The organism is Psychrobacter sp. LV10R520-6 (genome assembly GCF_900182925.1).
Classification (GTDB): domain Bacteria; phylum Pseudomonadota; class Gammaproteobacteria; order Pseudomonadales; family Moraxellaceae; genus Psychrobacter.
In genome coordinates this window covers 1,781,711-1,796,330 of sequence record NZ_LT900024.1, presented here as the reverse complement: position 1 = coordinate 1,796,330, position 14,620 = coordinate 1,781,711, and the positions used below count along the sequence as shown (strand labels likewise).

The 14,620-nt window shown below is 43.2% G+C and carries 11 protein-coding genes; 6 read left to right on the top strand and 5 right to left on the bottom strand.

The window, feature by feature from the left end:
- Positions 1–113: 113 nt before the first annotated feature.
- The 4 genes from U1P77_RS07475 to U1P77_RS07460 all read left to right on the top strand — a co-directional run bounded on the left by U1P77_RS07475 (position 114) and on the right by U1P77_RS07460 (position 3,499).
- Entirely contained in the window at positions 114–788 is a 675-nt protein-coding gene (locus tag U1P77_RS07475; RefSeq protein ID WP_321154417.1) for a TetR/AcrR family transcriptional regulator, read from the top strand.
- A gap of 269 nt (positions 789–1,057) precedes the next feature.
- The gene (locus U1P77_RS07470) at positions 1,058–2,080 is read left to right on the top strand and encodes an energy transducer TonB (RefSeq protein ID WP_321154416.1); all 1,023 of its coding nucleotides are present in this window, start codon (positions 1,058–1,060) and stop codon (positions 2,078–2,080) included.
- 122 nt (positions 2,081–2,202) lie between these two features.
- Positions 2,203–2,904, top strand: a complete 702-nt coding sequence (locus tag U1P77_RS07465) for a MotA/TolQ/ExbB proton channel family protein (RefSeq protein WP_321154415.1) — start codon at positions 2,203–2,205, stop codon at positions 2,902–2,904.
- Between the two features lie 193 nt (positions 2,905–3,097).
- Positions 3,098–3,499: an ExbD/TolR family protein gene (locus tag U1P77_RS07460; RefSeq protein WP_321154414.1), complete on the top strand. Its 402-nt coding sequence runs from the start codon at positions 3,098–3,100 to the stop codon at positions 3,497–3,499.
- A gap of 186 nt (positions 3,500–3,685) precedes the next feature.
- Here the strand turns inward: U1P77_RS07460 and U1P77_RS07455 are convergent, their stop codons facing one another.
- A complete protein-coding gene (locus tag U1P77_RS07455) occupies positions 3,686–4,213 on the bottom strand; it encodes a DUF2799 domain-containing protein (protein WP_321154413.1) in 528 nt (175 codons plus the stop codon).
- A 244-nt stretch (positions 4,214–4,457) separates the two neighbouring features.
- On the opposite strand from U1P77_RS07455, the gene U1P77_RS07450 reads away from it, so the two are divergent.
- Together U1P77_RS07450 and topA are read left to right on the top strand one after the other, a co-directional pair.
- Positions 4,458–5,081: a hypothetical protein gene (locus tag U1P77_RS07450; RefSeq protein WP_414479076.1), complete on the top strand. Its 624-nt coding sequence runs from the start codon at positions 4,458–4,460 to the stop codon at positions 5,079–5,081.
- 321 nt (positions 5,082–5,402) lie between these two features.
- Complete coding sequence (gene topA, locus U1P77_RS07445; protein ID WP_321154411.1) at positions 5,403–8,066, top strand: type I DNA topoisomerase; 2,664 nt, start codon at positions 5,403–5,405, stop codon at positions 8,064–8,066.
- Positions 8,067–8,208: 142 nt separating this feature from the next.
- Here topA and U1P77_RS07440 read toward each other — a convergent pair whose 3' ends face one another.
- The 4 genes from U1P77_RS07440 to lon form a co-directional block, all read right to left on the bottom strand.
- Complete coding sequence (locus U1P77_RS07440) at positions 8,209–8,766, bottom strand: superoxide dismutase family protein (protein ID WP_321154410.1); 558 nt, start codon at positions 8,764–8,766, stop codon at positions 8,209–8,211.
- A gap of 635 nt (positions 8,767–9,401) precedes the next feature.
- Complete coding sequence (locus U1P77_RS07435; protein ID WP_321154353.1) at positions 9,402–10,556, bottom strand: RNA-guided endonuclease InsQ/TnpB family protein; 1,155 nt, start codon at positions 10,554–10,556, stop codon at positions 9,402–9,404.
- Positions 10,553–11,164 carry an IS607 family transposase gene (locus U1P77_RS07430; protein ID WP_321154409.1) on the bottom strand — a complete coding sequence of 204 codons (612 nt, stop codon included), beginning with the start codon at positions 11,162–11,164 and terminating at the stop codon, positions 10,553–10,555. Before U1P77_RS07430 ends, U1P77_RS07435 begins: the two co-directional genes overlap by 4 nt.
- A 385-nt stretch (positions 11,165–11,549) precedes the next feature.
- Positions 11,550–14,033: an endopeptidase La gene (gene lon / locus U1P77_RS07425; protein WP_414479075.1), complete on the bottom strand. Its 2,484-nt coding sequence runs from the start codon at positions 14,031–14,033 to the stop codon at positions 11,550–11,552.
- Positions 14,034–14,620 lie beyond the last annotated feature (587 nt).

Genomic DNA, 14,620 nt, shown 5'->3' with positions numbered 1-14,620 from the left:
TAAGCCATGCCACAGTGCAGTTTGCGAGGCTACAGACGTAATGGTTTTATAGTAGGCGGACTACAATTAGAATATAGCGTATTTTTTACCACACTTGCCCAAGGGCTTAAATTATGACTGCTATAATTCAAAACAAGAAAAAAATTGACTTGTCTAGCTCTGAATTACCAACACATCGCACTCAACAAGATATTCGCGCTCATAATCAGGCGCTTATTTTGACCGCTGCTGAAGAAGAGTTCGTGCTGAAAAGCTATCGCGGTGCCACCATGCAGGGTATTGCTGATCGGGCAGGCTTACCAAAAGCCAATATCCATTATTACTTTAAAAATAAAAAGAACCTATATAAAGTCGTGCTGCGTTCTATTATTCAGGAGTGGAATGAAGGCTTAATTACCATGACCGTGGACAGTGATCCCAAAACGGTCATTGAAAAGTTTGTCCGGACTAAGCTACATCAAGCCTTTGCCCATCCCAACCGTCATAAGCTTTTTGCGGTTGAAGTTATTGGCGGCGCACCACATTTGCACGACTTTATGTCAACGACTATGAAAGAGTGGGCGCTTGATAAGGCGCAAGTGATGAAAATATGGCATGAGCAAGGCAAAATTGGAATTGCTGACCCCTTGCAACTACTGATTCTAATTTGGGCAACGACCCAGCGCTATGCTGAATTTGAAACTGAAATCGTCGGTCTCTTAGAAAAAGACGCTTACGATAAACAAGACGAAGCGCGTGCTGCTGACTTCTTAGTGCCTTTTATCTTACGCGGCTGTGGACTTGAATAATGTTGTCATAAGTCCACAACGACGCGCTTATCTACGACCAGTCCAAATCACGCTTGAGGCGTGATTAATTTATGATAATAAACAGTTACAGATATTTACCCCACTCCCAACTTGAAACAAGCAGCTCAAACTGAAGATGCTCTTCTTTTTTCAATACTTATCGGAGTTGAGAGTGGGGCAATAACAATAAAAAATTAATTAGTATTGATAATCGTTATCGTTTGTATTAATATCAAGCCACTTTGAATTAGGTTAGCTATTAGGGTGTTATGGGCTCAACGAATTTTAACGCACCGCCTTTTAAATTGACACTGACTGCGATTGGCGCGGTTGTGGCGTTACATGTGCTTGCGGCAGTGGCGCTGACGATGGCAAGTACGCCTGAACCGGTCGTCAAGCCGATCGAAACCACACTGCCCATCGAGATTCAGCTGGTAAAACTGCCTGCTGGGATTGAAGAGTCTGAGATAGAAGCAGAGGAAATGGCGCCTACAGAAGCGCTTAAACCTCAGCCAAAATCTGCCACTGAGCCCGAATTAAAGCCTCAAGCAAGCCCTCAAATAATCAAAACAGCTCAGCCTAAAGTAAAGCCTAAGCCACCTATCAAAGCATTAGCAAAATCAACACCAGAAAAATCAGTACCAATAAAACCAGCCACAAAAACTATAAAGACCAAAACTAAGACGCAACCTGACACACCTAAAGCTGGTAACAATGAACCTTTTAGACATGAGATAAAACGGCAGCAGTCAATGTCGACTATTCAAGCAGATGACCTAATTGACACTAATGAACGTAAAATGTTGGCAGCACAAGCGGAAAAGGCGGCACAACAAGCCCATGTTAAAGCTATGCGAGATGCTCAAGCGGCAGAGGATGCTAAGGCAGCACGCGCGGCGCAAGCAGTAGCAAATGCCAAAGCCGCCCAAAAGCTCAAAGCTGATGCTGAGTCAAAGGCGGCGAAAGAAGCAGAAGCCGCCACCGCTGCAAACAACACGCCGGTAAATTTCACTGCTAATAATGCCAGTTGGGCGTCCTCACCTAACTTTAGCTTTCCTGATCGCGCTAAACGCGGTGCTAGATCGGGCGATATTTTTAACGTGGTATTGCTATTAAGAGTCAATAAACAAGGCGGTATTGATAGCGTCAGTGTGGCACAGTCTTCTGGTAATGCCACACTAGATAGAGAGGCGCAGCGGCAAGTACGTTCTGGTAGGTTTAAACCATTTATGAAAAATGGCGTACCAGTCGTAGGTAATGTGACCTTGCCCATCGACTATGCAGTACTTTAAAAGCCAATTATTTATAAAAAATGGCCATTTATAATATTTTCAAGATAAGGCCGAATGCGGTAATCCCAGCAGCATTAGTTAATATGAATTACTCAATAAAATAAAACATTAAGGAGTCTGACGTGGACTTTGCAAACTACTGGCAATATAGCGACATGGTGACCAAAAGCCTATTTTTCTTATTGTTGGTTTTATCCATCCTATCTTGGGTAACAGGCATCACTCGCGTATTTCAAAGTCGCAAACTAGCAATCAGTGTTGCCGATGATTTGAGTCAGCAGATTCAAGCGAAGCGTCCTGAACTGGCTAATACCGACGCTGCGAGCCGTCGTTTGGTCACCGAGCAAGTATTGTTAAAATATATCGGACGTTATCGTTATGCCAGTGAGCGCGGACTGCCTATCTTAGGCACGACTGCTGCTATTGCGCCGTTTATTGGGTTATTCGGTACGGTATGGGGCATCTTCCATGCGCTACATAATATCGGAATGAGCGGGCAAGCCGGATTGGGACAAGTGGCAGGACCGGTTGGTGAGGCGCTGATTATGACAGGTTTGGGTATTGCGGTCGCTATACCAGCCGTGGTGTTTTATAACCTTGCGGTACGTATCAACCGCCGCGTGATGTACCAAGCGAACGATAGAGCGCATGACTTATTGGCACAATCTGCCGAGCTGTCATCCGCTAAAACAGCCGCTCACACATCCATTAACAGCTCCGTTGATGAAACAACCAACGTACAGACACGATCAGAAACGGGTTATAACCCAGATCAAAAGCAAACTCAGCAAGCAGACAGTTATCAGCGTTCAGCCAACTTGTAGCGGTCATGATAGAAAGAAGAGTGAGTGGTATCAATTTGTGATGACAATTTGTGGTATCAATTTGTGATGACACTGCATTATAGAGTCGCCACACAGTGATGATTATATCGCCGTGTAAACATACTGTAGAGCGTAACGTGTACAGTAATATTGCTAATCGTATTGAGAATAACTACAAGTATTAAGGATAACAATGGCATTTCAATTAGGTGATGATGACGCGCAAAGTATGAATGAGATGAACCTCATTCCGCTTATCGATGTAATGCTGGTATTGATGATTATCTTTTTATTGACCGCGACTGTCTTGAATCCAACCGTACCTTTAGATTTGCCCAGAACCAGTGCGGTAGTCAACGAGCAGCCACCAGAAGTGATTCAAATCAGCATTGATAAAGATGCCGGTATCTTTTGGGATAGTGATGCTATTAGCATAGAGGAGCTAGATGTGCGGCTGCAACAACAGAGTGCGAGTGGCAAAGACCCTGCTATTCAGCTGCGTGCGGACAAAGAAAGTAAATACGATACGGTGGCGCAAGTATTGGCTGCTGCCAGTCAGGCAGGACTGAGTAAAATTGCCTTCGTAAATGAATAATTCTTCATATAAACAAGCCAGCTGAAATAATTGAGCCAATTATAATAATAAGCTAGCCACATAAAATAACCCTGCTATTAATAGAAAAATAACCAAGATAATAAGAAAAATAAATAAAATAATAAAACTTACCTCCAGCCTCGCAAGGCCTATCTTGCAAGGTTTTCTTTATTCTAATTCAAGCTTTTACCACCCATAACCAAAGGGGCGATAACCGTAACCAAGGCGCCCATTCCCGTAGCCAAAAGGATATGGAGAATAATAGGGTGAGCGTAAGCTATCGAGATCGCGTTGGCGGATATAATAGTAGCGCCCTTGTGAATAGGCTTCTTCTAATTTATCAATACCCTCAAGGGGACAGACAGGCTGCCAATCATAGCCTTCACGGCCAAGTTTATAAGCATTGAGCTCGGTACAATAGTTTTTGAGGCCTTGCTGGCGACCTTGTTCCCACTGGATGCGATTGGGGGTAGCGCCGACCACGCTAGCGCAACTATTAATATAGTGACCAAAGTAAGCCCCTGAACTCCCTCGTATCCCGTCTGCATAGCCGACCTCTTGCCAATTGCTGGCCTGACATTGCTGCGGTGTTAGACTTTGAGTCGTTGCACAGCCCGATAACATAAATAGCGCTGCTGCCATTACTGATAAAGCAGAAGTGGATTTAAAGGCTGAAGAGGAGGACATGGCGTTCAATTTCGGAAGATAAGACATAATAAACCTGCGCGCGTTTAAAATTTATGGTTTATCATAGCACTTTTTTATGTCAGCTATTTTTTACAACTTGTTATTATTTTTATTTTATCCTACGCTAAGTTGTTGATATAAAATCATAAATAGTAAATATACTACTGGCTGGTTTGCTCTCTTTCAAGCCGATCAGCTTGATTTATAATCATTCGTGCTCATTATGAGTATGCTTTATCATTTTTTAATTCAGCTACAAGGCCAGATTGTCATGGGTGTATGGATTGCCATTGCCATTGTACTATTCGTATTAGGGAGTATGATGGCGCTCAAACCTAGCGGTATCGATCAGCGTTTGGACAAGCTGCGTATGACCGCGCGTCGTCTACAGCTGAATCCGAAGCTGGTTGCCTGCCCGGATTGGGTCAGAGGTAAAGACAACGAATACGGTCGCGGGATGCTGGGTCAATATGGACTCGTACTGGACAATGTACAGCTGCCTTATACTCGCTATCGAGTGATTGATGGAGAATGGCGACCAGATAATGATGCTACAAGCGTTACGAGTGTTACCACTAAGGCTAATGCCAACACCACAATCTCGCCTGCTAGTTTTAATCTGGATAAAGTACCCTTGGCACTACCGGCATCAATTGAACCATCTGTAAAAGCCTTATTAATTAAGGCCAATAGTATTGTGGTTTATTGGGAAGATATTGCTTATGTGCGTCCATTGACCAATCCATATTATAAGTCTGCTGAGATTGAACCGGACTTGTTGGCACTCAAAACGCAGATGGAGCAGTGGGCGCTACAAATGCAGGCCAGTTCTCGTAGCACTGCTAAATTAAATACTGGTATTGAGTTAAATAAAATGTTAAATCAAGATCTTTAATATAAGCACTAAGCATAAAGGTACTTGCCATAAGGGTGCTAAGCGTCTTTTTAGCTTATTTTAATGGGTGAATCGCGCACGATGTTTAACTGATTTTGCACTATCGCTTAATTTTTACAGTTGACAGCTCAACTCTTAGCAGTGTAACGTCTTTACAAGTTTACCCCTATTTTCTGCTTATCGTATATTTTATGACCACTTTTATTAGTAAGTGCCTTTAAAGCAACTCGCTTAGCGGCAATAAGACGCTCAGTTAAAATAAATCGCTACGCTGTTAACTCCTTATTCGAATTTAATCCATTTATTATGGTGTCGTCACACATGGCAAAAACCACAAGTAAAAAAAGCTCAACTCCCGCTGACCCTGCTGTCAAAGGCTCCAAAGGTAAGTCTTTGGTGATTGTCGAATCACCTGCCAAGGCAAAAACAATCAACAAATACCTTGGTGATGATTTTATCGTACGCTCCAGTATTGGACATGTACGAGACTTACCGGTGGGTGCGAGCAAAGGTGCTAAGAAGCCTGCCACCACTAAAAAAGATGAGAGCTTAACCAAAGAAGAAAAAACCCAGCAAGCACTGGTACGACGTATGGGCGTTGATCCTGAACATAATTGGGCGGCAGTCTATGAAGTGCTACCGAACAAAACTAAGGTCATTAAAGAGCTAAAGGCTCTAGCCAAAGACGCTGATAAAATTTATCTGGCAACGGATATGGATAGAGAAGGGGAAGCGATCGCATGGCACCTCAAAGAAGTGATCGGCGGTCCGGATAGTAAGTACGAGCGAGTAGTATTTAATGAGATTACTAAGTCTGCCATTCAAAGTGCCTTTAAACAACCGTCAAAGCTTGATATTGACCGCGTAAATGCTCAGCAAGCACGCCGCTTTTTGGATCGGGTGGTTGGTTTTATGGTGTCGCCGTTGTTATGGCAAAAGGTGGCCCGTGGTCTGTCTGCAGGTCGGGTACAGTCGGTTGCCATGCGGTTGGTGGTTGAACGAGAACACGAAATCCGTGCCTTTATCCCCGAAGAATATTGGCAGATTTTTGCGGATACTCATATAGCAGATAGTGCAAAAGATGCTGAGCAAATCGGTATTCGCTTAGAGGCAACCAAGCAAGGCGGCAAAACACTTAAGCTTGTTAATAAAGAACAAACGGATAAAGTACTAGAAGTCCTAAATTCTTCAAACTATCTGGTTAAAGAGCGCGAAGAAAAGCCGACTCAATCAAAACCAAGTGCGCCATTTATTACCTCGACATTGCAACAAGCAGCCAGTACGCGCTTGGGATTTTCAGTGAAAAAAACCATGATTTTAGCGCAGCGTCTATATGAAGCGGGTCATATCACTTATATGCGTACTGATTCGACCTTCTTGTCAGGTGATGCCCTAGCTGCGGTTCGCGGTTATCTGGAAGACAGTTTTGGTACTAAATATGTGCCAGAAAAGTCAAACTTCTATGGTAACAAACAAAACGCGCAAGAGGCGCATGAAGCGATTCGTCCCTCTAATGTCAATATGAAATCTACTCAACTTAAAGGGGTAGAGCGTGATGCCATCCGTCTTTATGAGCTAATTTGGCGTCAATTTGTCGCTTGTCAGATGCCACCCGCAAAGTATCTATCGGTTAATCTATTCGTAGAGGCGGGTGACGTTGAGCTAAAAGCACGCGGTCGTACCATGACCTTTGATGGTTATACTAAGGTACAAGCACCGGCAAAAACGGATGATACGTTATTACCGGATGTTAAAAAAGGCGATGAGCTGATTTTAGACCAGCTTGATCCTAGCCAACACTTTACCAAGCCAGCTCCGCGCTATACCGAAGCTAGCTTGGTTAAAGAGATGGAGAAAAAAGGCATTGGTCGTCCATCCACTTATGCCTCTATTATCTCAACCATTCAAGATCGTGGTTATGTGAAGCTGGAGAATAAACGCTTATTCGCTGAAAAAATGGGTGATATTGTCACCGATAGACTGACGGCAAGCTTTCCAGACTTGATGGATTATACCTTTACTGCTGCTCTTGAAGATAAGCTGGATTATGTGGCATCTGGTGAGCAAGATTGGAAAGATGTCTTAGATAACTTCTATGGCGACTTTAAGCTCAAGCTTGATCACGCTAAAGACAAAGACGGCATGCGAGCCAATGATCCAACTGATGTACCGGATGTACACTGTGATCTGTGCGATCGTCCGATGCAGTTGCGTACTGGTTCTACTGGCGTATTCTTAGGCTGTACCGGCTACAATTTACCGCCTAAAGAGCGCTGTAAAGGCACCAAGAACTTAATGCCAGTCGAAGCCTTTGCCAATCTTGATGACTCAGAAGGTGATGACGAAGCGGCTGAAGTCAAAGACTTGATGGAGAAAAAGCGCTGCCCGAAATGCGGTACCGCAATGGATGGTTATATCGTCGATGGGGGCCTCAAACTACATATCTGCGGTAACAATCCTGATTGTGATGGCTATATTTTAGAAGAAGGTAAGTTTGAAGTTCCTGGCTCAGACGCGCCGACTATCGACTGTAATAAGTGTGATGGCCAGATGGAGCTGAAGACCGGACGCTTTGGCCCTTATTTTGCTTGCCAGAAATGTGACAATACTCGCAAGGTGCTCAAAACGGGTGAGGCTGCACCGCCACGTATGGATCCCATCCACATGCCAGATCTAAAATCAGTCAAGCATGAGGATTATTTTATCTTGCGTGAAGGGGCTGCTGGCATGTTCTTAGCAGCGTCTAAGTTCCCTAAAGTACGCGAAACGCGCGCTCCAAAACTGGCTGAGATGCGAGCTATCAAAGATCAGATGGAAGACAAGTTCCAATATCTGTTTGAAGGACCGGACGAAGATCCTGATGGTAACCCAACTATCCTACGCTGGTCACGTAAGAAAAAAGAGCAATATATCGGCTCTGAGAAAAACGGCAAAGCCTCGCGTTGGGGCGTTTATTGGCGTAAGGGCGAGTGGGTAGAAGAATAGTCTTAGTTTTTCAAAACTGAGTTTTTTAAGACTCGGTTTTTATCTTTAATATTCTAAACGCAATATCGTTACCAAATAAAAAAACCTCTTAAATCTAAGAGGTTTTTTTATGTTTTTTAATAAGACTTAGGCTTAAAGGTTATTAGTTCTTCTCGATGATACCGCAAGCAATACGATCACCGGATGCGCCCGATGGTTGACTGGTATAATCATCTGCACCAGCATGAACGATAAAGGCAAGACGATTGACGCTGTATTTACCGGCTTCAGCAGCAGAGATTTGCTTGTTCACGTAATTGATAGTAGCAACACCATCTTCATTCGCTGTTAAGTTCGGTAAGTCACCCGCATGACCATTCATATCGCCAGGGTTTGAGTGTGGGTTATTGTCTGGATTAAAATGACCACCTGCCGCCTTACCCATGTCGGCGCAGCTACCCGTTTCATGGATGTGCAGTGCGACTGTTTTACCTGGCTGCATATTCATAAGCTTGCCATAGACTTGGACACCGCCATCGACGGGGCGCAGATAAAGCTGACCGACTTCACGCTGATCTTTATCTGTGGTTTCAAGCGTCGATTTTAGCGCTGGCTGGCTTAATGGGTTGCCCGTTTTCAGCTGACCTATTGTACTTTGGCAACCAGCTATTGCTAAAGCAGAACCACATACTAGGGCGCTCGCAAGCATAATCTTTTTCATCATTATCTCCAATTATATTTAACGTTTTTATTTAAACTTCTTAGCTGTAGTTATATATAGACTTGTTATAACTTTTATCAAACTCGCAATTAGTATAGCTAAGCATTGAGCTTAGATATTCATTAGATGCGCAACAAAGCGTTAATATATGTAAGCCATTGATAACATATAAAGAGAGGGCTTTAACAATTCTCTAAGTTGAAATGACGAAACAAGGTGGTTGAGTGAGTAATATAGTTGATCCACTTTAAAACGAACAAAGTATGGCTGGGAGAAATTTTCGAAGCCTCTGGAGTGACGCAGTCACACAGCAAGCTAGAAAAATTTCTGCCAGTTATACGAAACCATGTGTGTATCTACTTTATTTGGTACTGACTATAGTGAGGCAGTAAATACTGCGAGTACCAGTTTTATGCTAAAAAAGGCCAAAAGGTGAGTGCTACAATCGTCGATAGTAGCGACTTATACCGTTCCAAAAATATTACTCAAATCTCACTAAATATATCTAACTAGCTAGATTTAAAATTTTCTTTCTGCTTCAATGCCATGCGCTACCTCTCGTTTGAGACTTAGACTGACTACGACTCCACAGACTTTTTTAATTGGCGATGGAACTCACCGACCAATGAGCGGGGTTATGCGACTGTTAAAATAACAGTCGCGTTATTTAAAATATTGATACTGGCGTTGAGATCGCGGTCATGTTTGGACTGACACTCAGGACACGTCCATTCGCGCATCTTTAGTGTTAATTCATCTTTGCCAAGGATGTGATTGCAGTTTGAGCAAGTCTTTGAGCTTGGGTAAAAACGACCGACTGACTTCACAACCTTGCCTTGCTCATTGGCTTTATAGATAAGCTGACGCTTAAATTCAAAGAAACCCAAATCACTAATGGCGCGTGACAGTTTTCTATTTTTAACCATGCCTTTGACATTAAGACTTTCAATCGCAATCACATCAAACTCTCTGACCAAGCTAGAGGTTATTTTGTGCAACGAATCCTGCCTGATACCTCTGATCTTATAATGCAAACGAGAGAGCTTGGTTTTCGCCTTTTCTCTGTTTTTACTGCCTTTTTTAGTGCGACTCAGGTTTTTATTGAGTGTTCTTAATTTGCTTAAATATTTAGCTAAGGGCTTAGGTGCTTTAATTTTGGTGCCGTCTGATAAAACTAATAAATCGGTAATACCAAGGTCGATACCAACGCTTTTACCTGTCTTGATAATCTTTTTAACCCTGTGGTCTAAATCAACTGCAACGCTGACAAACCATTTCCCGCCGCGCTTAGAGATGGTGGCCGCCATTATTTTACCGTCAAACCGTAAAGCCTCTTTCATGCGCACCCAGCCTAAATTAGGGATGCGAATGGATTTACCTTTAATGGCAAATTGGTCGTTAGAGAGACTGAATCTATCGTCTTTACCACGCTTGCGCGTGACGGGGTATTCAGCCAGCCCTTTAAAAAAGTTGTTATAAGCATCGCCCAGTTGCATGATTGCGGCTTGCGGGGCACATTTTGTCACTTCCGTCATCCACGGGAATAGCTCACGTTTAATGGCGTTCAATTCGCGTCTGAGCTTGGCTTGTGAGGGTCTGTTTAGATTTTTGGAATCAATCTCAATACCAGCCAATAAACAGGCGTCACGGTAGGCCTTGTCCTCTCTATATTGACGTTGCCACTCATGCAAGGCCCAGTTGTAAGCTTTCCGCGCCACACCGCAAGCACGGGCAAAATGGTTCGCCTGTACGTTGTTTGGTTTGAGTTCGATGATATGACCACGGATCATAATACTTGTTTAACCGCCTCTATTAGTTTTTGATTTTTCTTGCTGCGAGAACCGTAGAGCCTCGCTGAAAATACAGTGATAATCTCTAATACATCTTGGGCTAATTCTTGCTCAAAACTAAGTTCCTCGCCTTGATTGATAATGACCACCTTAACATCACGCGCCTCACATAGCATAAACACCAATTCAGCACCAAAGCGTAAAAGTCTGTCTTTGTGGGTGATTACCAGTCGCTCGACTTTGTTGTCAAGAATGTCGTCAAGCAGGGTTTTTAAGCCTTTCTTCTTATAGTTCATACCACTACCAAAATCGGTGATTGTCTCGAAACGCCAACCTTGTTTGGCACAATAAAGTTCCAAAACCTGCGCTTGGCGCTGCAAGTCATCTTTTTGGTCACGACTTGAAACACGAGCATAAGCAATGGTTTTTCGGTCTAATTTTGGTGGTGTATTTAAAGGGTGTGGTCTTACTTCATTTAAATCATAACGTCTGTGACCATTTTCGGTTCTTTTGGCGACTAACGTACCATCTTCATCCCAACGTCTTAATGTCGATTGAGCAACCCCAAAATGCTTGGCCGCCTCCCCAATACTAACCAGTTTTCCCATAACCCTATCTCTTTATTGTTTTTTAATTTACTTATTATAGATATAAATGATTAGAATTGGTTATATTTTAGGTAACTGTTCGTAACCCTGTGTTTTACGGCAGCAATTCATCAGATTTAAGCACTGAGACGGTCACGCTTGATAAAACAGGCGAACATACCATTCGAGTATTACAGCCACATAATCAAGCGCGTGAGAGTAACGAGCCAAAGCCTTACTATATGACCGTAACTATTAAGTAGTTTAAAGCAGAGTATATTTATGGCATTAAAAACTATTCAAACAGCCTAGTGAATAACTCAAATAATAAACAAAAAAAGACCGCAATTAATATTGCGGTCTTTTTCATATAAGTTATCTATCAGTATTGATCTTATTTATAACCTTAGTTATGCAAAGCCTTTTTAGAAGTAGTATCTACAGTAACTTTAGCAGGTTTAAGCGGCGTTGGCATACTTACCAATGCGACTTTTAAAATCTCATCAATCGTTGCTACTGGTTGAATGGTCAGACCTGCTTTAACGTTATCAGGGATATCGACTAGATCGCGCTCATTACTGGCTGGAATCAAGACATGCTTGATACCGCCGCGATGCGCTGCCAATAACTTCTCTTTAAGACCACCGATGCGTAGTATTTTACCGCGTAAGGTAATCTCACCAGTCATCGCGATATCTGGACGAATGGCAATACCGGTCAAGGCAGATACCAGCGCGGTCGTTAGTGCACCACCAGCCGAGGGACCATCTTTTGGCGTTGCGCCTTCCGGCATATGCACGTGAATGTCGGTAGTTTTGACCGTTTCATAGTCAATACCTAAGCTGTCACCGCGAGCACGAACCACACTCATGGCAGCGCGAATAGATTCTTTCATCACATCGCCAAGCGAGCCAGTAAAGCTAAGTTCACCCTTACCTTTCATGGCAACAGCTTCGATAGTGAGTAGCTCGCCACCAACCTGAGTCCATGCTAGACCAGTAATTCTACCAATCTCGGGTTCTTCTTCCGCCAGACCATAGTCATACTGATGTACGCCAAGATAGTCGTCAATGTTTGTATCATCAACCGTTACTAGCTTACGCTCATCTTTTTTCGGTGCACGTGCACCATGAGCTTCGACTGAGCCGCGAACGATCTTACGACAGATTTTATTGACTTCACGTTCAAGGTTACGTACGCCTGCTTCACGCGTATAGCTACGCACGATACTGTGTAGTGCTGCCTCAACAATCTCAATCTCGCCTTCTTTAAGACCGTTTTGCTTGATGGCTTTTGGCACTAAATATTTATGGGCAATATTGACCTTTTCTTCTTCGGTATAACCCGGCAGACGAATAACTTCCATCCGGTCAAGGAGCGCTGGTGGAATGTCCATGCTGTTAGCGGTACAGATAAACATCACTTGTGATAGATCTAAGTCCATATCTAAATAATGATCATTAAACTTGTCATTTTGTGAGGGATCTAATACTTCTAGCAAGGCTGATGCTGGATCACCGCGGAAGTCTTGCGCCATTTTATCGACTTCATCTAATAAGAATAGCGGGTTTTTGACTTCTGCTTTGGCGAGCGACTGAACAATTTTACCGGGCATAGCACCGATATAAGTACGGCGATGACCACGGATTTCTGCTTCATCACGGACGCCGCCAAGCGCCATACGTACAAACTTACGACCGGTTGCGCGAGCAATTGACTCACCAAGCGAAGTTTTACCAACACCTGGAGGACCGACCAGACATAGAATCGGGCCACGAAGTTTTTTCACTCGTGATTGTACGGCTAAGTACTCTAAGATGCGATCTTTCACATCTTGTAAGCCGTAGTGATCTTCATCTAAGGTGGTTTTGGCTTTCTCTAAATTAATCGATACTTTAGTGGTCGCATTCCACGGCGTATCTAAAATCCATTCAATATAGTTGCGTACTACTGAAGACTCAGACGAAGCTGGCGGCATCATTTTAAGCTTTTTAAACTCTTGCTCTGCTTTTTTGCGCACATCGTCTGGCAAATCCGCTTCTTCAAGACGTTGCTCAAGCTCGCCAACATCGTCGTCACTATCAAACGCGCCGTCATTCATATCTGACAGCTCGTTTTTAATAGCTTTCAGCTTCTCATTTAAGAAGTACTCGCGCTGATTGTCTTCCATTTGCTGACGAACAGCATCTTGAATATCTTGTTCGATATTCTGTTCAGCACTTTGTTTAACCAGATATTCTGTCAGCGTATTGATGTGGTTTTTTAGATCATCATTTTCTAAAAATGATTGTTTGATATCAAGATCCATTGACACACGGGTCGATATAAAATATACCAGCTCAAGCAAATCATCGATACGGTTAGCCACGCGAGTTAGCTCACGTGCATTACGTAGACGGGCTTCGGCATAACTTTCAAATAAGCTGGTTAGCGCTTTCATGGTGTTTTTTTGTTGGCTGTCGTTCATTTCAACGCTGATATCAGCACGCTCAAAGCTCGCCATCAGTAGCTCATCATGCTCTTCTAGGGTATCGACACGCGCGCGGTATTGACCTTCGATAAGCACTTTAATGCAATTCTCATCGCTGTCATGCGGCATAGTGCTAACAATGCGGCAAACGGTGCCATATTGATATAAGTTATTGTGATCAATATCTTCGGTCAGTGAGTCTTTTTGGGCGACGACCAGTACTTTATTGCCATACTCAGCCTGTGCCAGCTCAACCGCTTTGACTGAAGGCGCACGTCCTACGAACAATGCGATCTGCATATGCGGGTAAACAACGACGTCTCTTAGCGCGAGTAGGGGCAGATAGCTGTCTACCTCATCAGCTGACGTGGTGTCTGAATCGTCTTCCGGTTTTGCGTCTTTTATTAGATCAGCCGACATTTCAGAGCCAGCATTTTCTTGCTCAGTGGCTTCTGTTTCAACGCTTTCTTGTTCGACGTTCTCTTGATCAATATTTTCTTGCTCAAGGTCGTCTTTTTTGGGGGTATGTTGGCTATTACTCATATATATCCTTTCCTCGTTAACCAGACTTGTAAAGTCAAGTTCGTGGCTCATGTTTAGATATTCGTGGCTCATGTTTAGATAAATGGAGTCCCCATAAAAAATTGCAAGGCTTGCTATTCAACAGGATAGAAAATAGTGTGCGTCCGTCATGCGGCTAGAAATTTTTCAATAAAAACATCGATGTGTGTAGCGATCGAGGTAAGTTTATTTGCTGGCTGTACGGTCATTCCAGAGGCTGCATAAATTTACCTCAGCCACCTAATCTTATATGCCCATTTAAAATAGAGCAGTCATCGCTGTAATCAGTGTTTAAAGCATGTTTGCTAGGTTCTGCGCATAGGCTTTAAAGTTAAAATCAGGTAAACTGGCGCGCGTCTTAATAGCAGTTGTAAATTATAGAGATTATGAGTTTTGAGACGCTAGGGCGAAGTCAACAGTTCGAAAATTAAGCAATAAATTAAAGA